Raw genomic sequence first — 18,566 nt, forward strand, 5'->3', positions numbered from 1 at the left:
ATGAAAATGATCAAAAAACCCTTAACATGGCTAATTGGCCGGTACTATGAAAACCAAGTACTGATGTTTTTGCAACAACAAGGGTTAACATTTGTTCAGCGGAATGCGAAAAATCGAGCAGGTGAAATCGACCTCATTATGCGCGATGATACAGGTTGGGTATTTGTTGAGGTACGTTTTCGTAACAATAGTGATTACGGAGACGCACTTTTATCAGTAAACTGGCATAAGCGTAGAAAGTTATTGGCAGCAGCTAAATTGTGGCTTGCACATAAACAAGAAAGCTTCGAAACAAGTTCATGCCGTTTCGATATTTGTGCCATCACTGGCAACCAGTTTGAATGGCTACAAAATGCATTCAACCAAGATGACTTTAATTAACAAATAACTACCTGAATTAATTAGCAGGTGTCGATGATACCGCTACAGCACAAAGTATAACGGATAAATTTTACAGGAAAGAACCAGTGCTTGATCGAATAAAAGTGTGTTTTACTGAAAGTATTCAAACCCAAATAGCAGCAGCGGAAGCTCTGCCTGATGCCATCTCAAGGGCGGCAATGATGATGGTGCAGTCATTACTTAATGGTAATAAAATTTTATGTTGCGGTAATGGCGCATCTGCAGCCACTGCACAACGTTTTGCTGCTAGTATGATCCATCGATTTGAAACCGAGCGCCCAAGCCTCCCAGCGCTAGCGCTTAATACTGATAATGCCGTATTAACTGCGATTTCTGGCAGTAAGCACCCTTCTGAAATTTATGCTAAACAAGTTAGGGCGTTGGGCCAACATGGTGATGTGCTAATGGCAATTTCTACTCATGGTAATAGTAGCGATATTATTAAAGCCGTTGAAGCTGCGGTAACGCGAGATATGACCATCGTAGCGTTAACCGGCTATGATGGCGGAGAGCTCGCAGGGTTATTAGGCCCACAAGATGTTGAAATTCGTATACCATCCCAGCGAAGTGTTCGAATTCAAGAAGTTCACCTTCTTACCGTAAATTGTCTGTGTGACCTCATAGATAATACCCTTTTCCCTCATCAGGACGATTAAGGAGATAAAATGCGATTAATACCTATTTTTGCTGTAGTTCTCAGTACGATTCTTTTACAAGGCTGTATTGGCGCAGCTGTCGTTGGCTCAGCAGCGGTAGCCACAAAAAGTGCAACAGATCCTCGTACTGTGGGTCAACAAGTTGATGATGGCACCTTAGAGGCACGAGTCAGTGGACAATTGAATAAAGATAAAGACATCACTGGTAAGGCTCGTATTATTGCGACAGCCTATAAAGGCAATGTGCTGCTAACGGGGCAAAGTCCTGATATGGCTTGGGCTGAGCGCGCGAAGCAAATTGCCTCTAACGTTGATGGCACAACGGCTGTTTATAATGAAGTTCGTAGTGGTGAACCTGTTGATTTAGGCACCGCCTCAAAAGATACTTGGTTAACAACTAAGGTTAAATCTAAAATTCTTACTAGTGATAGCGTGAAATCAGGTAGCGTGAAAGTGATTACTGAAAATGGTGAGGTTTTCTTACTTGGTATATTAACAAGACAAGAAGGTGATGCCGCAGCCAAAATTGCCAGTGAGACAGACGGCGTTCGTCGAGTTACAACTGCTTTCACATATCTCAATTAATCATAAACGATAATATATTGCTCTAAAAACAAAAGCCATGCGTTAAAAACCATGGCTTTTTTATCATTGTGATATTAACTGATTATTTTTCAGAAAATTCTTACCGCCCAACAGGTGCATCTGATTCAAGATCCACGCCTGTCTTTTCAAAACATATAAAGATGGTGATTTTACGCTATAGCGATGGGGATTTGGTAAAACAGCTACTAATAATGCAGCTTCATTCATTGTAAGCTTGCTAGCAGGCTTATTGAAAAATTTTTTTGCTGCCTCTTCAACCCCAAAAACCCCATCACCGAACTCCACAATATTAAGATAAACAGTCAATATCCTTTTCTTAGACCACATAAGCTCCATAACTGGAGTCATAGCGGCTTCAATCCCTTTTCTTAACCAACTTCGTCCATCCCATAACCATAAGTTTTTTACTGTCTGTTGTGAGATTGTTGACGCCCCTCTAACTGAGTGTTTATTGATCATATTATGCTTATAAGCTCGCTCAATAGCATCGAGATCAAAACCCCAGTGGTATGGAAAGTTTTGATCTTCCGCTGCAATTACAGCTAAATAAACATACGGAGAAATGTGATCTTCACCTACCCATTCAGAACGAGAAACATAAGAAAAATTTATATTTATCCATGCGCTTATTTGCCGCTCGACCATCACCGCAGAAAATGGCACAGGTACAAATTTAAAAATAAGAACTGAAGAAAACCACACCACAAGTAATAAAACTGTGATCTTCATTAACCTGCGCCACAAATTAGAAACAATAGTTAGCATTCAAATAATCACGCCATTTCCAATACTTTCTTAACGAGTTTATTAATACCTATATTTGCTTCAGAAATTGATTGCGCCAGCATATAAGCAGGTGTTGTAACAACTCTGTTAACTTGGTCAACAACAATGTCATCCACGGCACACTTTATGTGTTTACCCCCCATACTTTCTATTTTAGCAATCGTTTCAGTATCATCACCAATAGTTAGTTCTACTGATGTATTTAACATTTTCGGAAGCATCACAGGTGCAATACACATCAGCCCTAGCGGCTTTTTTTGTTGGTGCATTTGACGTACTAAACTTAATAGTTCTTTATTAATTTCACACTCACTTCCTTTAACTGCAAAATTACACAAATTCTTTGCAGCACCAAAACCTCCAGGAATAATGAGGGCATCTAGCTTTGAAGCGTCTGCTGACGATAAAGGTGATATTTTTCCACGTGAAATCCTAGCAGACTCCTCTAATTGACTACGATTTTCTTTTTTTTCTTCGCCAGTTAAATGATTTATAACAGTAGGTTGCAGTTCATCAGGAGCAAAAAAATGAACCTCGGCATTATTTTGATTCAAAGCAAGCATTGTTAGCACTGACTCATGGATCTCGCTTCCATCAAATACACCACAGCCACTTAAAATAACCGCAATTGATTTCATATCTTCCTCCATTTGTAGTAAATTATCTCTCAAGCCATAAGGCGCATAAACATCAATCTTCATCACAGATTTTAATGAATCTTGTAACAGATACGCTAAATTTTGGTATCTTGATGTTAGCCTTTATAGTGGCATAGCTAATTTAATGATTTGCAAAAAACAAAAAACATATGCAAATCAAAGATTTCCCTGGTGTTGGCGCAGTATTCGCGCACCCCGACTTCGGTTGGGGTTATTTTTTTGTACGCTCATCAACCCAGTTTCTCAAAGTTTCTATATCTGCTTTCCAATCTTGTTTTAATTCATCAACCCATTCTTGTACGTTATCCCACCATGCAGGCAAATCAGGCGATTGGATCTGCTGAGCAATTTTCTGTAAATTCTTCAAGCCAACAGAACCAGCAGCCCCTTTAATTTTGTGCGCTTCTTCAACAATGCCTTTTTGATCTTTCGCAATCATATTTGAGTCAAGAATAGCAAGGTAACCTGGCAACATTTTTTCAAATACGTTTAGGCCATCATGAATTAGCTTAGGTCCAACTAATTCAATGTACTGCTCTAGCATGTCACAATCTAACCTTGATTCATCAACTTTTGATGCTATAGAGTCACTTTGTTGTATCTCATTGTGTTGGGAAGCGTGTTCCCCCCAAAATTGTTCTATAACTTGAGTCAATGCGGGAACCGATAACGGCTTGCTGAGCACACCATCCATTCCTGCATCAAGGTATTCTTTTTTATCTTTAAGCACATTTGCAGTTAAAGCGATTAATGGCGGTAAATCATCATGCTCATACTGTTGCTTGAGTTGTTTTGAAATATCAAAACCTGTCATATCCGGTAATTGAATATCCAATAGCACTAAATCGTACTCGCCAGGGGCAAACATTGCTAAAGCATCCTTACCATTCATTGCAACATCAACAGTATTACCCAAGTTCTCTAATACAGAACAAGCGACCACCACGTTTAGCTCGATATCTTCTACAAGTAAAATATGTAATGCAGGTAATGGGTAGTCATCTTCCATGTCTTGATGTTCAACCACGTCATCCTCAACAACAGGGGCGATAATAGACAATGTGAAAATAGAACCTTGTCCAATTTCGCTTTCAACGTGTATATCCCCCCCCATATTTTGTGCTAATCGACGTGATACAGAAAGGCCAATTCCCGTTCCTGTCGCGGGTTTGCCGCCAGCAGAGTCTGTTACTTGGTAATACATAGCGAAAATTTTATCTAATTCATCTTGAGGTATACCGATGCCGCTATCTTGAACTCTAAAAAACAGTTTGTTATCCGCTTCTTGCCAAATACTTAATTTTACCTCACCTTTTTGTGTGAACTTAACGGCGTTTCCAATCAAATTCCACAGTATCTGCCGCAAACGAGTTCCATCTGTTAAAATTGTTTTTGGCAGTGAAGGGGCTACATTCATAACAAATTTAAGCCCTTTAGGTTGAACTAATAACCCACTTAAATTTTCTAAATCATTTACAAACTCAGATAATGCGATTGGCTGGTTATCTAATTGCACTTTACGACGCTCAATTTTGTCCATCTCAATAACGTCATTAAAAATATTACCTAAAGTAATCGCACTAACATGAATAGTTTTTAAATAGCTAGATTGTTCCGAAGTTAAGTCGGTATCTAGTAAAATACGACTTAACCCAACAATGCCATTAAGCGGCGTACGAAGCTCATGGCTAATAGTAGAAATAAAGGTGGTTTTTTCCCTACTGGCGTTTTCCAAAGCCTCTTGATAGCGTTTACGCTCCGTTATATCGCGTCCAAACCCCATTAACCCATGTCTTTTGCCAACACGATCGTAAAAAGGCACTTTGCGTAACTCGAAACATGCTTTACGTCCATCTGGATAGACCAACCATTGCTCATAAGTTAGAGACACATTGTGGCGGAAAACTTTTTCATCTGTTTCCATCACTTTAGAGGCTATCTCTACATCATAAATATCCAAAGGAGTGAGGCCAACTAAGTGTTTTTCACTTTTGCCTGTTAGGAGTTCCATCGCACGATTGCAACCCGAAAATTCGTTATTTTCATTTCGGTAGTAAACTAAATCAGGTGATGCATCAAGGAATGAACGCAGTAAAACAGATTGTTGCTCAAGCTCAATCTGTGTTTGTTCTCGGTATTTCATTTCTTGTTTGAGCTGCTCAAGTAACTCTAAATGCGCGCTTTCTGCTTTTTCTCGTTCTTGAATTTCAAGGTTAAGTTGTTCAATATTACCTTGTAATTGGGCGTTTAATTCAGCATCGCGCTTTCGCATAACCTCAAGCTTATCAACCATCCGTGATAAACGCTGCCGTGACTCCTCAAGTTGCTCAACCACTACTGATAAAAAATAAACAGCCAATGGCGTAATTATTAACCCAAAGAAAATCGACCCGACCATGTCAAGGCTATCAACATGTCCTCGCAAGAAGATGGCTACCGCCATCTGCATGATCATAGCGAGAACAACTAGTGCAGATGCAAGTAATAGGGAAAAACGCACCAACCCAAGTTTCATCATCAAATCAACATAGTATTGCGCAAGGCCGCGAAGTACTTTCATAACCACCCCTTAGTTAAATTCCCTTTGAATCATATACCAAACAGGGCAGTTTCGGATGTTAATTAATTCGAAATATCGATCCTGCTCATTCAATAGCCATTTTTTATCATTAATGATAAATAACAAGTAGGTATTCTCTTTGTTTTAGCTCGGGTAAAAATGCTTCTGGAGTAGTTCTTCATCATAGTCTTTTGAAAACTCAAACAATAATACTATTGTTCCTTACGTTTGGGCGCTAAACTTAAGATAATACTCTGAGCTACCAGTAGTAAAATCAGACAAAATTCAAGTTCAGTAAGGAAGACAATGAGTTCACATTATTTCGGGCTAAAACGTAACGAACCGCCTAAAAAAGCGCTGGAAATTCGTAAAATAGAGTTTGTTGAAATCTATGAGCCCGATAATGCAATTGAAATTAAGCAGCAAGCAAGCCGTTGTCTCTCTTGCGGAAGCCCTTTTTGTGAATGGAAATGCCCACTCCATAATCCAATTTCTCATTGGCTAAGACTTGCCGCAAAAGGGCGTATTATTGAAGCCGCCGAGTTATCGCACCATACCAATAGCCTCCCCGAAATTTGTGGTCGTGTTTGCCCTCAAGAAAAACTATGCGAATTAGCCTGTGTGCTGCACGATACATTTGGTGCAGTAACTATTGGCCATATTGAACGTTATATCAATGATACCGCCTTTGCTCTCGGCTGGCGCCCCAACCTTTCTCATGTTGCTCCGATTAATAAACGGGTTGCTGTTATCGGTGCAGGCCCTGCGGGACTAGCTTGCGCCGATGTTTTAATTCGTAATGGCGTTGCAGTGACAGTTTTTGATAAACATCCAGAGATTGGTGGGCTACTTACATTTGGTATTCCAGCCTTTAAATTAGACAAAAAAGTTATGGTTCAGCGGCGTGCTATATTTATGGAAATGGGAATTGAATTTCAACTTAGTACTGAAGTGGGCGTTGATATCCCTTTAAATACGCTTATTAACGATTATGACGCGATTTTTGTTGGTACAGGTGTCTATCAAGCTATTCATGGAAAGATTCAAAGTAATGCTTCTCAAGGCGTTTATGACGCACTTCCCTACTTAATCGCAAATTCTCGTCATTTAATGGGGATTCCTTCACTAAATCATCAGCCTTATATCGATTTACGCGAAAAAAGTGTTGTTGTTTTGGGGGGAGGAGATACCGCCATGGATTGTATACGTAGTGCTATTCGCCAAGGAGCCGCACAGGTAAGTTGTATATACCGACGCGATCAGCAAAGTATGCCAGCCTCTCAAAAAGAGCAGTTCCATGCATTAGAAGAAGGCGCACAATTTCACTTTAATACTCTTGCTATTGAAGCCGTCATCAGTGAACAGCAGCAGGTTATAGGTCTACGCACTGTTCGCACGCAAAAGGGAATATTTGAAAATGGACGGCATCAAGTAGAAGCGATTGAAAATTCAGAATGTTTCATACAAGCCGATGCTATAATTATCGCTTATGGCTTTCGCCCTCACCCTCAGCCTTGGCTAGAAAATCAAATGATAAAACGAGACGAACGCGGGTATATTATAGCGAATAGTGACAGTCTATTTCCATTTCAAACATCTCATGAAAAAATATTTGCGGGAGGGGATATTGTTAGAGGTTCAGACCTCGTCGTAACGGCTATCGCAGACGGTCGCAGTGCAGCGGAAGGAATACGACTATTTCTTGGCGTTTAGAGAAAACAAAACAGAGGAGCGAGCCCTCTGTTCATCTATGCTATTTATTTGGCAATACGTATCATTTGACGACACGTAGAGCAGGACGGCCATTTGGTGGCTTTGGTGGCTCATCCCCTGAAGGTTCCTGCGGGTTTTCATTGGTTGATTCCGCATCATGAACTAAGGAGAGACTTTCTTCTTGTTCTTCAACTTCTTCAATACCAGATGATAACTGTGCATCATAAGCGGCTTCAGGCTCAAACATCATGCCGGAACCATTTTCACGTGCATATACAGCGATAATCGCAGCCATAGGCACATAAACTTGACGAGGAATGCCGCCAAAACGTGCGTTAAACCGGACCTCTTCGTTAGTTATCTCGAAATTACCTACAGCGCGAGGCGCAACATTCAATACAATTTGCCCATCACGAGCAAATTCCATTGGAACGTTAACAGCAGGAACGGTGACATCAACCACCAAATGTGGAGTCATATCGTTATCGAGCAACCACTCATAGTGTGCGCGTAACAAATAAGGGCGACGTGGTGACATTGGCGCCATTTCCATCATTTATTTAGCCTCTCGTAGACAAACGCATTTCGCGCTCAGACTCAGTCAATGATGCTAAGAATGCATCACGAGCAAAGACACGTTGCATATATAACTGTAAGTATTTGCTACTTGATGGATTCAATTCAATACCAAGTACCGGCAAACGCCATAACAATGGTGCTAAATAGCAATCAACTAAACTAAATTCTTCGCTCATGAAGAATTCCATTTCAGCAAAAACAGGTGAAACCGCGATTAGCTCTTCAGATAATTGACGACGGGCATTTGCAGCTTCTTGCGCACTACCTTTCTCAATTTTGCTCATCAGGGAATACCAGTCATTTTGAATACGATGCATCAATTGACGGCTCGTACCACGAGCAACTGGGTAAACAGGCATCAATGGTGGATGAGGAAAACGCTCATCAAGATATTCCATAATAATGTGTGGGTCATAGAGTGTGAGGTCACGATCAACCAGCGTAGGAACGCTCTGATATGGGTTGAGAACGATCAGATCTTGAGGTAGATGACCGGGTTCGACATGTTCAATTTCAACACTAACCCCCTTTTCAGCCAAAACAATACGAACCTGATGGCTAAAAATGTCAGTTGGGCCAGAGAACAATGTCATTACCGAACGTTTATTAGGAGCGACAGCCATTAAAACCTCCAAAATACAAAATGGACGAAATGTAATTAATTTAAATTACCCATTACCCATTTTAAAATCCCCTGTGTTCTGCTTTCATTTATCCATAACTGAAAGCCAACACAACCCTCCCGCATGATAAAGGCGAGAAATGTGAAATAAAAAAACAGGCGCATATTCTAACAGATTTTGAGCTACTTAGGGGAAGAATAGGGAAAAAACCATAGATTTATTTTAGTTGAAGATAAACATCATACAAAAATAAGAACAAAAAACTAACATTTAACAAATAAATAAACCAAAAAGCTTAAAGTTAACTCCAATCTTTAAAGGTGCTAGACAATAAAAATAAGTCTTATTTTTACCATCAATAAAAGATTTCAATTTTAAAGTATTTAATTATCTTTTTCTGCAAATTGTATTAATTCATTTTTAGGACCATAAATATTTGAGTCATTATTTATAATAATTAACATAAATAATAGGCAATAAAAAACCCGCCATAAAGACGGGTTTTTTCATCAACTTTATGCCTAAAAGGCAACCAATTAACGTTTGGAGAACTGTGGACGGCGACGTGCTTTGCGCAGACCCACTTTTTTACGTTCAACAGAACGCGCATCACGGGTAACGAAACCAGCTTTACGCAGATCAGAACGAAGAGTCTCATCATAAGCCATCAGTGCACGAGTAATACCGTGACGGATTGCGCCTGCTTGACCTGAAATACCGCCACCTTTAACAGTGATGTACAGATCCAGTTTTTCCAACATTTCAACCAGTTCTAACGGCTGACGAACAACCATGCGCGCAGTTTCGCGGCCAAAGTATTGTTCCAGTGTACGTTGATTGATTGTGATGTTACCGCTACCCGGCTTAATAAAGACACGAGCAGATGAGCTTTTGCGGCGACCAGTGCCGTAGTATTGATTTTCAGCCATTGCTATAATCCCGATTAAATGTCAAGAACTTGCGGTTGTTGAGCCGCGTGGTTGTGCTCATTACCTGCGTAAACTTTCAGTTTACGGTACATTGCACGACCCAGAGGTCCTTTTGGCAACATGCCTTTAACCGCGATTTCAAGCACACGCTCAGGACTGCGAGCAATCATTTCTTCGAAAGTTGCTTGCTTGATTCCACCTACATGGCCTGTATGACGATAGTAGATTTTGTCTTCGCGTTTATTGCCGGTAACAGCAATTTTTTCTGCATTCAGAACGATGATGTAATCACCAGTATCCACGTGCGGAGTATATTCCGCTTTATGCTTACCGCGCAGACGGCTAGCAATTTCAGTTGCAAGACGGCCTAATGTTTTGCCATCTGCATCAACAACGTACCAGTCGCGTTTTACGGTCTCTGGTTTAGCTGTAAAAGTTTTCATTAAAACTTACCCAATATTGAAGTTACACGTTGGTGAACACTCATGTTCATAAGCTTTCTGAGGTTCACACGACTTTTTGTCCAGTAAACCTACCCCTTCGAGCAGCCTAACTGGCATTAATGCGTTATTTTTTGGGAAATAAAAAACAACGCTGTAACGTGGGGTCGCAAGATTATAGAGAAGTCAGCAACAAAAATCGACCCCAAATGCATTTTTTTTACGTTAGTTCAAATAAACAGCGCAATTTGCAGTTAAATTGCGCGTTTTTAATTAATTCCGCCGATAAAACACACTAAAAAATAGACTTAAGTTAAATGCGGGATCTTCAGGTACTCTTCACTTTGCATTTCTTGTAGGCGAGATAAGCAGCGTTGATACTCAAATGCTAGAAGTTGGCCTTGATAAAGAGATTCCATCGGCACCGCTGCATTAATCACTAACTTGACTTTGCGTTCATAAAATTCATCAATTAACGCTAAAAAACGCCGCGCAGGGTTTTCATCTTTTGTTCCCATAACAGGTACATCGTACAATAACACGGTGTGATAACAGTTAGACAAGTAAATATAGTCATTTTGGCTACGAGGCTCCTCACACAATACGCTGAAGCCTATCGCTAGCACGCCTTCTGCGGCTCGGATAGCTTGCATTTTACGGTGGTTAACCTCTAAAACAGGGTTTGCTTCCCCTTGTTTTCCTGCCAATTTCACAAACATATCATCAAGATGCTGGCGGTTTTCACTATTAATCGGTGATAAAAATAAATGTGCTTGCGTTAATGTCCTTAAGCGGTAATCAATACCCGCATCAACATTCATTACATCACAATATTTTTTAATTTGTTCAATTGCGGGTAAAAAACGCGCTCGCTGCAAACCATTTCGATAAAGGTTATCAGGAATAATGTTTGACGTCGCAACCAGTGTTATCCCTCTAGAAAACAACCCTTCTAGCAAAGTGCCTAAAATCATTGCATCCGTAATATCTGAAACAAAAAATTCATCAAAGCATAAAACATCGGTTTCTTTTTTAAATTCATCGGCAATGATATCAAGTGGGTTTTCCTGTCCTTGTAGCGCCATTAAATCTTCTTGAACCTTTTTCATGAAGCGATGAAAATGTAAACGAAGCTTACGAGTGCCAGGTAAGCTTTCGTAAAACATATCCATTAACCATGTTTTACCACGCCCAACGCCACCCCACATATACAGCCCCTGTACTGGCGTAATAGACGTTGCTGCTGTAGTTTTTCCTAAAAGTCGGCTAAAACGTTGCTTTAAGCCAGAAGGTTTGGCTTGAATAGTTAAAGACGTGGTATTAGCAAGCTGCTGATATATTTTATCTAGGCGTTCGACAGCAAGTTTTTGTACATCATCAGGCTGATAGTTTCCATCAGCTAGCGCTTGTTGATAACGCATTATAGGGGTCATCGGTGACATTAACTGAATAATCCTTAAAAAATTTTCGGTTTTTTTACCGTTATTTGATATACACTGCCTTTATTATAACCAGATTCAGTTATCATTTAACTTTCGGTTAACGAATCAATATAGAGTAAGGAAATTCAACTTAAGATTCCACTCTTAAGTTGTTAACGGTTTTAGTTTACCTAGTTCAAGTTTTGTGGGTTTTATCATCAGTTAATCGCCCAAATTACAATATGTTGAGATGCTTTACTTGACGCTTACATCCAACTTGAATTATTTAAGGTATAGTAACGGTAACGACGCTTAATTTCTGCGAACTAATTTCTGCGAACATTGAAGTAATGAAGGAGTCAGCATGACCTGGGAGTATGCATTAATCGGATTGATTGTTGGTTTTATCATCGGTGCATTAGTTGTCCGCTATGGTAATCCAAAACTTCGTCAACAAAAAACAGCGCAAGCCGAGTTAGACAAAAAAAGTACTGAGCTTGAAGAGTATCGCAAAGAACTTGTCAGCCATTTTGCTCGCAGTGCAGAGTTGCTAGATAAAATGGCACGAGATTACCGCCAACTGTATCAGCACATGGCACAAAGCTCATCGGAATTAATGCCTGATATGCCGGCACAAGATAACCCATTTAACTATCGCTTAACTGAGTCTGAGGCTGATAACGATCAAGTGCCAGTTAAAATGCCACCAAGAGATTACTCTGAAGGAGCATCCGGTTTATTCCGCCCAATTGAAGAGAAAGAAAAGTAATTTTTCTATCCCTTTTCACCAGTAAGCGCTGCTTACTGGTGATTTCCTATAAAATTAGCTAAATTTTACTATTCCACACAGATCTTCTGCTGCTAAATACTCATTTAATAATTCTGAACAAAATTTCTATCCAAAAGGATTTTAATGATTTATTTAGCAACTGTATAGAAGTTCAAGTTTCACTTAGGTTGCATGTAAATAGATGTAAAAGAGTGGATATCCACTACCCGTTAGAGGAACTTTTCCGCATAATCGGTGGTCATAGTCTTCAGTAAAATTGAATCTGATGCCAACCAATATCTCAATTTATTGTGTTACTGTTGTATTACTATCCAAAATGCACTCATAATAAATTGATAATTTATTCTTAAGAGAATCGACTGAATTATGAAAAGAAAAAACTTTTTTCTTACCGCTGTAGCAATGAGTTTAGGTTTATCACTAGCAGCTATCCCTGCCGTAAGTAGCGCAGCATTACCTGCGACCTTACCCGTAACGGCACAAAGCCAAAACATGCCAAGCTTAGCACCAATGCTTGAAAAAGTATTACCTGCTGTCGTGAACATTCACGTATCTGGTACGCGTGTTCAAAACCAACAAATTCCAGACGAACTTAAATTCTTCTTTGGTCCAAATGGCCCACAACAGCAACAAAGCGTGCGCCCATTTGAAGGCCTTGGCTCGGGTGTGATTATCGATGCGCAGCAAGGTTATATTTTAACCAATAATCATGTTATTGATGGTGCAGATAAAATTCAAATCCAATTAAATGACGGCCGTGAAATCGACGTTAAATTAATAGGTAAAGACCCACAAACAGATATTGCCTTACTAAAAATTAGTAATGATAAAGATATCAAAAACTTAACTTCTGTTAGTATCGCTGACTCAGACAAACTCCGCGTTGGTGACTTTGCTGTCGCCGTAGGTAACCCATTCGGTTTAGGGCAGACTGCAACGTCTGGAATTATTTCTGCATTAGGCCGTAGCGGATTAAATCTTGAAGGTTTAGAAAACTTTATTCAAACAGATGCCTCCATCAACCGTGGTAACTCTGGTGGCGCATTAGTTAACTTAAATGGTGAGCTAATCGGTATTAATACTGCAATTTTAGCACCGGGTGGTGGCAACATTGGTATTGGTTTTGCTATTCCAAGTAACATGGCTAAAAACCTAAGTGAACAATTAATTAAGCACGGGGAAGTCAGACGCGGTCTCTTAGGAATTAAAGGTACTGAAATGAACTCTGATATCGCTAAAGCATTCAATATTGATGCTCAGCGTGGTGCCTTTGTGAGTGAGGTTATTCCTAAATCATCAGCAGCTAAAGCCGGTATTAAATCCGGTGACGTTTTAGTCTCTGTCGATGGTAAGCGCATTAATAGTTTCGCGGAACTAAGAGCTAAAATTGGTACTAGCCAACTTGGTAAAGAAATCACGATTGGCCTGATCCGTTCTGGTAAGCCAATGGAAGTTAAAGTCGTTCTTGAAAACGATGAAGGTACAGCAACAAAGGCTGAAAAACTGAGCGAGTCTTTATTAGGTGCAACGATTTCCAACGCCATTGTTAGTAATACCAAAGGTGTGCAAGTTGATAATGTCGCGCCAAAATCACCTGCTGCGGCTATTGGTCTTATGAAAGGCGACTTAATTTTTGGTGTCAATGATACTCGCGTTGAAACTATTGAACAGTTCCGTAAGATTATTGATGCCAAACCGCCAGTACTAGCAATGAAAGTATTACGTGGCGGTGAGACTTTATATTTATTAATGAAAAATTAATTCATAAAAGTCATCATAAAATCAACAAAACAGGTACAGTATCACTCTGCTGTACCTGTTTTTTTATGTTATGCTCAGAGCATGTTTAAGCAATAACTAAATATTCTATCTATTATGATAAAGAAACTAACTTTATCCGTCACGCTTGGCCTATTAACTGCTTTGATTATTATCTTCGCGGTTCCTTCGTTACGCCCTCAAGGCTTGGCAGATTTACTGTATGGTAAAACCGATAGCGAACCTGTTAGTTATAATAAAGCTGTGCGTCGCGCTGCGCCTGCTGTCGTCTATGTCTATAGCAGCTCTAAAGGGAGCTTTTCCCAATCTGGTCGTGAGCTAAAATCACTCGGCTCAGGGGTGATAATGAGTCAAAACGGCTACATCATTACCAACAAACATGTTGTTGATAACCCAGATCAAATACTCGTTGCTTTACAAGACGGTGCTATATTTGATGCCCTATTAGTCGGTTCTGATCCTTTAACTGATTTAGCAGTACTGAAAATAGACGCTGACAATCTGCCCGTGATCCCAATCAATAGTCAACGTATCACTCATGTGGGAGACGTCGTTCTGGCTATTGGTAATCCTTATAATATTGGGCAAACAGTAACCCAAGGCATCATCAGTGCAACTGGTCGAGTCGGATTAAGTTCAACACGCCGGCAAAACTTCTTACAAACCGATGCCTCAATCAACTCGGGTAACTCTGGTGGAGCCCTAATCAATACTGAAGGTGAGTTAGTGGGTATTAACACACTTTCATTTACTGCGGGTCAAGGCATTAGCTCTGAAGGGCTAGGTTTTGCAATCCCAACCGCCCTTGCAACCAAAATTATGGACAAGCTGATCCGCGATGGTCGAGTGATCCGGGGTTATATCGGTATCACTGCACGTGAGCTCCCTCAAATTAGAACTAATAATAATAATATCAATCAAATCCAAGGATTACGGGTATTCCAAGTCGCACCTAATAGTCCAGCAGCTAAATCGGGTATATTACAAGGGGATATTATTTTATCTGTTGATGGTAAACCCGCTGTTTCGGCCGCAGAAACCATGGATTTAGTAGCTGAAATTCGCCCTGGTAGTAAGGCAGCCGTACAAATTTTACGAGATGGTGAAGTTAAATATGTTGATGTCATTATTGAGGAAATCCCTGAAGGGCAAGCAGGCTAACCGATTGATTATCCTATACAAATAAAAAGATTGCTCTTAAATAGAACAACCTTTTTGGTTAAATAAATAATAATTTATTCACACAACCAAAGCTATTAATCTTCGGAATGAATTCGCTGAATATCTGCACCTAAACCACGTAGTTTGTCTTCAATGTGCTCATAACCACGGTCAATATGGTAAATGCGGTCAACCGTTGTCGTGCCTTCAGCGATACATCCTGCAATCACCAAGCTTGCTGAAGCACGCAAATCTGTCGCCATCACTTGTGCCCCTGTCAGTTTTTCAACTCCGTGGCATAACACCGTATTACTTTCAATTTCTGCATGAGCCCCCATACGAATAAGCTCAGGAATATGCATAAAACGGTTTTCAAAAATGGTTTCAGTTATCATACCTGCCCCTTCTGCCACAAGGTTTAATAGGCTAAATTGCGCCTGCATATCTGTTGGAAAACCTGGGTGTGGCGCAGTACGTAAGGTGACAGCTTTTGGACGCTTGTCTTCCATATCAAGGCTGATCCAATCCTCGCCGACTTCAATTTTTGCCCCCGCTTCACGCAGTTTTGCTAGTACAGCATCTAAAGTGTCTGGGCGTGCATTACGGCAAATAACTTTCCCGCGTGAAACTGCAGCTGCAATTAAAAATGTCCCTGTCTCAATACGATCAGGTAAAACTTGGTAAGTCCCACCACCTAAACGTTCCACACCTTCAATCACAATACGGTCAGTTCCTGCCCCCGTAATTTTTGCGCCTAAAGTATTTAGGAAGTTTGCGGTGTCTTCGATTTCTGGTTCACGAGCCGCATTTTCAATCGTTGTTGTGCCTTCAGCTAAAGTTGCAGCTGTCATAATAGAAACAGTCGCACCCACACTGACTTTATCCATTACAATGCTTGCACCTTTCAAACGACCATCTACTGTTGCTTTCACATAGCCATCCTCTAGAACAATATTGGCACCTAATTGTTCTAGACCAGAAATATGTAAATCAACAGGACGCGCACCGATTGCACAGCCACCCGGTAAAGAAACTTCACCATGACCAAAGCGAGCAACTAATGGCGCTAATGCCCATATAGAGGCGCGCATCGTTTTAACAAGGTCATAAGGAGCACAATAAGTCGTTACTGTGCTTGCATCAACGTAAACAGAACCGTTGCGCTTGACCTTAGTGCCAAGCTGGTTCAGTAATTTAATAGTAGTATCAATATCCCTCAAATGTGGGACATTCTGTATTTCTACAGGCTCTTCAGCCAATAGAGCCGCGAACAGGATTGGTAATGCCGCGTTTTTCGCGCCAGATATAGTGACCTCACCCGATAGTCGGGTTGGACCTTTAACTAAAAACTTATCCATTCAAGTATTCTCGTGTGTCGAATTTTACAGGCTGTTCGCTTAGGCTTTGAAATCAAAGGCCACTAAGTTTACGATCGCGCTCCCATTGCGCAGGGGTGTACGCTTTAATGGACAAAGCATGAATGCGGTTATCCGCAATATACTCCATCAAAGGCGCATAAATTGCTTGCTGTTGCTTAACACGGCTCATGCCGTCAAACATGTCACCGACGGCAATAACCTGAAAGTGGCTGCCATCACCAGTAACAATAGCCTCATCCAGAGACAGTTTTTCCATCAATACTTGCTTAATTTCGTTGATATCCATAATGACTCAGTTTTATTAATTATTTGTGATTTATACACCTAAAAATTCGAGTTGCAGGTAGGCGACAAGCGAAGATAAGCGGGAAACATAGATAAACTATGAGACTCGGCTAACTGAGCATAGTCAACACCGCTGCAACTTGAAGGATTACAGGTATATAATATTACTCTACATATCTCGAATTGCATGTATAGGGACGTCGCAATACGAATAACAAGAGCATAAACCTCTATCCTAAAGGATTAAGCCTCACACTTAAACCAAAGAAAACGCCTCTCGTGCCCAAAAGCACATAGAGGCGCTTATTTTTACATAACTTGACCTAATTTAGGATACTTAACCTAACTTAGTACCATTGTTTGAACCCCATACAGCTCTATCAACGTGTTCAAGTTATCACTGGTGCCAACGACATTCAGTGGACGTCCCTTCGTTTGAAACTCACCCTTTAAACGAACTAGCATTGCCAAACCCGTTGAATCTACATGTGTTAGGCCAGAAACATCTATGTTCTCGATATGATCTAATAATGAGTTTCTTTTATCCCAAAACGTCATCAACGAATCACGATCTAACGTGCCAGTGAATTGCAACGTTGTTTCAGTGATTTCCCACGTTAACGAATGGCTCATTACTTTTTCTCTTCTAAAGTAATTGGCGCTTTGGCACTAATTTCTAATTGTTTAGTTAAACCATCAATGCCTTGCTTACGTAAAATATCACCCCATTCATTCTGTTTAGTGGTGATCATACTCACGCCTTCTGCGATCATGTCATAGGCCTGCCAATAACCTGTTTTACTGTTTTTACGCCATTGGAAGTCTAAACGAACAGGTGGACGACCGTTGCTGTCTGTAATTGTCACACGAATAGCAACGATGTTTTTATCACCGATTGGCTGTTCTGGCGCTATTTCATAAGTTTGCCCGTGATACATCGCCAGCGCTTGACCATACACTTGTTCTAAATACGCTTCGAACGCTTTAAAATACGCATCACGTTGCTCTGGTGTAGCGCCTTTATAATAAGTCCCTAATACTAATGCCCCTGCATATTTAATCTGTACGTAAGGTAGCAACTCCTCGCGAACAATTGTTCTTAAGTACTGTGGATCTTGCTTAATTTTCGATTGTTCCGATTTTAATCGGTTAAAGGTTTTCGCCGCTGCCTCATCCATTAATTTATAAGGATTTGTTTGATCTACTGCCATCGCAAATGGGGCAATAACCAACATGGCAACCATCAGTAAACGTTTAAACATAATTTATTCCTTTATTATTCAAAGGGAACTGCAAATTATTTTGCAGATGGCTCTGTCCCTTGGCTATCATTACTTTTATACAAGAACTGTCCAATCAGATCCTCTAACACCATTGCTGGTTTAGTGTCTTCAAGGCGATCACCATTTTTCAAGATAGAAATTCCTAATTCTTCATCATCAGGCCCAATATTCATCGCGATGTATTGTTCGCCTAATAAGCCAGACGTGCGAATTGATAGAGAGCTTGAATCTGGAATGTTGTCATATTCGCTTAGCAAATCAATCTTCACATCAGGAACATAGTTTTTCTTGTCTAACGTGATGCTCGCCACTCGGCCAATCACTACCCCACCAACTTTGATTGGAGAGCCTTCTTTTAAGCCACCAATATTTTCAAAAGAAGCAGATATTTGATAGGTAGATTGGCTTCCAATCGATTTCAAATCAGCAACTTTCAAACACAAAAAGATAATTGCTGCTATCGCTAGCAACATGAAACAACCAACCCATATTTCACTTTTTTTACTTTGCATGAC

At 40.3% G+C, this 18,566-nt stretch carries 20 protein-coding genes; 7 read left to right on the top strand and 13 right to left on the bottom strand.

All coding sequences use genetic code 11. The annotated features are described in order from the left end of the window. From ACLPIE_RS00400 to dolP, 3 genes are all read left to right on the top strand, one after another. Nucleotides 1–381 (top strand): YraN family protein, encoded by a 381-nt coding sequence (locus tag ACLPIE_RS00400; protein ID WP_430258648.1) that lies wholly within the window; start codon nucleotides 1–3, stop codon nucleotides 379–381. A gap of 86 nt (nucleotides 382–467) precedes the next feature. Then, nucleotides 468–1,058 (top strand): DnaA initiator-associating protein DiaA, encoded by a 591-nt coding sequence (gene diaA, locus ACLPIE_RS00405; protein ID WP_430258649.1) that lies wholly within the window; start codon nucleotides 468–470, stop codon nucleotides 1,056–1,058. A gap of 9 nt (nucleotides 1,059–1,067) precedes the next feature. After that, nucleotides 1,068–1,643 (top strand): division/outer membrane stress-associated lipid-binding lipoprotein, encoded by a 576-nt coding sequence (gene dolP / locus ACLPIE_RS00410; protein ID WP_430258650.1) that lies wholly within the window; start codon nucleotides 1,068–1,070, stop codon nucleotides 1,641–1,643. 63 nt (nucleotides 1,644–1,706) lie between these two features. Here the strand turns inward: dolP and mtgA are convergent, their stop codons facing one another. From mtgA to arcB, 3 genes are all read right to left on the bottom strand, one after another. After that, nucleotides 1,707–2,429, bottom strand: a complete 723-nt coding sequence (mtgA, locus tag ACLPIE_RS00415; protein WP_430258651.1) for a monofunctional biosynthetic peptidoglycan transglycosylase — start codon at nucleotides 2,427–2,429, stop codon at nucleotides 1,707–1,709. An 8-nt stretch (nucleotides 2,430–2,437) separates the two neighbouring features. Then, nucleotides 2,438–3,088, bottom strand: coding sequence for an isoprenoid biosynthesis glyoxalase ElbB (gene elbB / locus ACLPIE_RS00420; RefSeq protein WP_430258652.1), 651 nt, complete (start codon nucleotides 3,086–3,088; stop codon nucleotides 2,438–2,440). A 232-nt stretch (nucleotides 3,089–3,320) separates the two neighbouring features. Continuing rightward, on the bottom strand, nucleotides 3,321–5,669 hold the full coding sequence (gene arcB, locus ACLPIE_RS00425) for an aerobic respiration two-component sensor histidine kinase ArcB (RefSeq protein WP_430258654.1): 2,349 nt from the start codon (nucleotides 5,667–5,669) through the stop codon (nucleotides 3,321–3,323). Nucleotides 5,670–5,975: 306 nt separating this feature from the next. On the opposite strand from arcB, the gene ACLPIE_RS00430 reads away from it, so the two are divergent. Continuing rightward, nucleotides 5,976–7,382 carry an FAD-dependent oxidoreductase gene (locus ACLPIE_RS00430; RefSeq protein WP_430258655.1) on the top strand — a complete coding sequence of 469 codons (1,407 nt, stop codon included), beginning with the start codon at nucleotides 5,976–5,978 and terminating at the stop codon, nucleotides 7,380–7,382. A 61-nt stretch (nucleotides 7,383–7,443) separates the two neighbouring features. On the opposite strand, the gene sspB is transcribed toward ACLPIE_RS00430, so the two are convergent. The 5 genes from sspB to zapE form a co-directional block, all read right to left on the bottom strand. Beyond that, a complete protein-coding gene (gene sspB / locus ACLPIE_RS00435; RefSeq protein ID WP_430258656.1) occupies nucleotides 7,444–7,938 on the bottom strand; it encodes a ClpXP protease specificity-enhancing factor in 495 nt (164 codons plus the stop codon). 4 nt (nucleotides 7,939–7,942) lie between these two features. Further along, nucleotides 7,943–8,584: a stringent starvation protein SspA gene (gene sspA, locus ACLPIE_RS00440; RefSeq protein WP_430258657.1), complete on the bottom strand. Its 642-nt coding sequence runs from the start codon at nucleotides 8,582–8,584 to the stop codon at nucleotides 7,943–7,945. 536 nt (nucleotides 8,585–9,120) lie between these two features. Further along, nucleotides 9,121–9,513: a 30S ribosomal protein S9 gene (gene rpsI, locus ACLPIE_RS00445; protein ID WP_004258235.1), complete on the bottom strand. Its 393-nt coding sequence runs from the start codon at nucleotides 9,511–9,513 to the stop codon at nucleotides 9,121–9,123. Nucleotides 9,514–9,527: 14 nt separating this feature from the next. After that, on the bottom strand, nucleotides 9,528–9,956 hold the full coding sequence (rplM, locus tag ACLPIE_RS00450; protein ID WP_004258237.1) for a 50S ribosomal protein L13: 429 nt from the start codon (nucleotides 9,954–9,956) through the stop codon (nucleotides 9,528–9,530). A 305-nt stretch (nucleotides 9,957–10,261) separates the two neighbouring features. Beyond that, nucleotides 10,262–11,395, bottom strand: a complete 1,134-nt coding sequence (gene zapE / locus ACLPIE_RS00455) for a cell division protein ZapE (RefSeq protein WP_430258658.1) — start codon at nucleotides 11,393–11,395, stop codon at nucleotides 10,262–10,264. Between the two features lie 343 nt (nucleotides 11,396–11,738). Between zapE and zapG the strand changes: the two genes are divergently transcribed. The 3 genes from zapG (at nucleotide 11,739) to degS (ending at nucleotide 15,104) form a co-directional block, all read left to right on the top strand. Continuing rightward, entirely contained in the window at nucleotides 11,739–12,143 is a 405-nt protein-coding gene (gene zapG, locus ACLPIE_RS00460) for a Z-ring associated protein ZapG (protein WP_430258659.1), read from the top strand. 387 nt (nucleotides 12,144–12,530) lie between these two features. Then, nucleotides 12,531–13,925, top strand: a complete 1,395-nt coding sequence (locus ACLPIE_RS00465; RefSeq protein ID WP_430258660.1) for a Do family serine endopeptidase — start codon at nucleotides 12,531–12,533, stop codon at nucleotides 13,923–13,925. A 114-nt stretch (nucleotides 13,926–14,039) separates the two neighbouring features. Further along, nucleotides 14,040–15,104 (top strand): outer membrane-stress sensor serine endopeptidase DegS, encoded by a 1,065-nt coding sequence (degS, locus tag ACLPIE_RS00470; protein ID WP_430258661.1) that lies wholly within the window; start codon nucleotides 14,040–14,042, stop codon nucleotides 15,102–15,104. A 95-nt stretch (nucleotides 15,105–15,199) separates the two neighbouring features. Here degS and murA read toward each other — a convergent pair whose 3' ends face one another. The 5 genes from murA to mlaD form a co-directional block, all read right to left on the bottom strand. Next, nucleotides 15,200–16,462 carry a UDP-N-acetylglucosamine 1-carboxyvinyltransferase gene (murA, locus tag ACLPIE_RS00475; protein ID WP_430258662.1) on the bottom strand — a complete coding sequence of 421 codons (1,263 nt, stop codon included), beginning with the start codon at nucleotides 16,460–16,462 and terminating at the stop codon, nucleotides 15,200–15,202. Between the two features lie 52 nt (nucleotides 16,463–16,514). After that, nucleotides 16,515–16,769, bottom strand: coding sequence for a BolA family iron metabolism protein IbaG (gene ibaG / locus ACLPIE_RS00480; RefSeq protein WP_430258663.1), 255 nt, complete (start codon nucleotides 16,767–16,769; stop codon nucleotides 16,515–16,517). Nucleotides 16,770–17,110: 341 nt separating this feature from the next. Beyond that, entirely contained in the window at nucleotides 17,111–17,401 is a 291-nt protein-coding gene (mlaB, locus tag ACLPIE_RS00485) for a lipid asymmetry maintenance protein MlaB (RefSeq protein ID WP_430258664.1), read from the bottom strand. After that, nucleotides 17,401–18,030, bottom strand: coding sequence for a phospholipid-binding protein MlaC (gene mlaC / locus ACLPIE_RS00490; RefSeq protein WP_430258665.1), 630 nt, complete (start codon nucleotides 18,028–18,030; stop codon nucleotides 17,401–17,403). Before mlaC ends, mlaB begins: the two co-directional genes overlap by 1 nt. Nucleotides 18,031–18,065: 35 nt before the next feature. Continuing rightward, nucleotides 18,066–18,563 (bottom strand): outer membrane lipid asymmetry maintenance protein MlaD, encoded by a 498-nt coding sequence (gene mlaD / locus ACLPIE_RS00495; RefSeq protein ID WP_430258666.1) that lies wholly within the window; start codon nucleotides 18,561–18,563, stop codon nucleotides 18,066–18,068. Between the last annotated feature and the right edge of the window lie 3 nt (nucleotides 18,564–18,566).

Origin of the sequence: Providencia sp. Me31A (genome assembly GCF_050487165.1) — a bacterium.
Taxonomy (GTDB): Bacteria; Pseudomonadota; Gammaproteobacteria; order Enterobacterales; family Enterobacteriaceae; genus Providencia.

Coding starts and splice junctions, on each gene's coding strand:
- ACLPIE_RS00400 (WP_430258648.1), top strand. CDS start 1: ATGAAAATGATCAAAAAACCCTTAACATGGCTAATTGGCCGGTACTAT.
- dolP (WP_430258650.1), top strand. CDS start 1,068: ATGCGATTAATACCTATTTTTGCTGTAGTTCTCAGTACGATTCTTTTA.
- mtgA (WP_430258651.1), bottom strand. CDS start 2,429: ATGCTAACTATTGTTTCTAATTTGTGGCGCAGGTTAATGAAGATCACA.
- elbB (WP_430258652.1), bottom strand. CDS start 3,088: ATGAAATCAATTGCGGTTATTTTAAGTGGCTGTGGTGTATTTGATGGA.
- arcB (WP_430258654.1), bottom strand. CDS start 5,669: ATGAAAGTACTTCGCGGCCTTGCGCAATACTATGTTGATTTGATGATG.
- ACLPIE_RS00430 (WP_430258655.1), top strand. CDS start 5,976: ATGAGTTCACATTATTTCGGGCTAAAACGTAACGAACCGCCTAAAAAA.
- sspB (WP_430258656.1), bottom strand. CDS start 7,938: ATGATGGAAATGGCGCCAATGTCACCACGTCGCCCTTATTTGTTACGC.
- sspA (WP_430258657.1), bottom strand. CDS start 8,584: ATGGCTGTCGCTCCTAATAAACGTTCGGTAATGACATTGTTCTCTGGC.
- rpsI (WP_004258235.1), bottom strand. CDS start 9,513: ATGGCTGAAAATCAATACTACGGCACTGGTCGCCGCAAAAGCTCATCT.
- rplM (WP_004258237.1), bottom strand. CDS start 9,956: ATGAAAACTTTTACAGCTAAACCAGAGACCGTAAAACGCGACTGGTAC.
- zapE (WP_430258658.1), bottom strand. CDS start 11,395: ATGTCACCGATGACCCCTATAATGCGTTATCAACAAGCGCTAGCTGAT.
- zapG (WP_430258659.1), top strand. CDS start 11,739: ATGACCTGGGAGTATGCATTAATCGGATTGATTGTTGGTTTTATCATC.
- ACLPIE_RS00465 (WP_430258660.1), top strand. CDS start 12,531: ATGAAAAGAAAAAACTTTTTTCTTACCGCTGTAGCAATGAGTTTAGGT.
- degS (WP_430258661.1), top strand. CDS start 14,040: ATGATAAAGAAACTAACTTTATCCGTCACGCTTGGCCTATTAACTGCT.
- murA (WP_430258662.1), bottom strand. CDS start 16,462: ATGGATAAGTTTTTAGTTAAAGGTCCAACCCGACTATCGGGTGAGGTC.
- ibaG (WP_430258663.1), bottom strand. CDS start 16,769: ATGGATATCAACGAAATTAAGCAAGTATTGATGGAAAAACTGTCTCTG.
- mlaB (WP_430258664.1), bottom strand. CDS start 17,401: ATGAGCCATTCGTTAACGTGGGAAATCACTGAAACAACGTTGCAATTC.
- mlaC (WP_430258665.1), bottom strand. CDS start 18,030: ATGTTTAAACGTTTACTGATGGTTGCCATGTTGGTTATTGCCCCATTT.
- mlaD (WP_430258666.1), bottom strand. CDS start 18,563: ATGCAAAGTAAAAAAAGTGAAATATGGGTTGGTTGTTTCATGTTGCTA.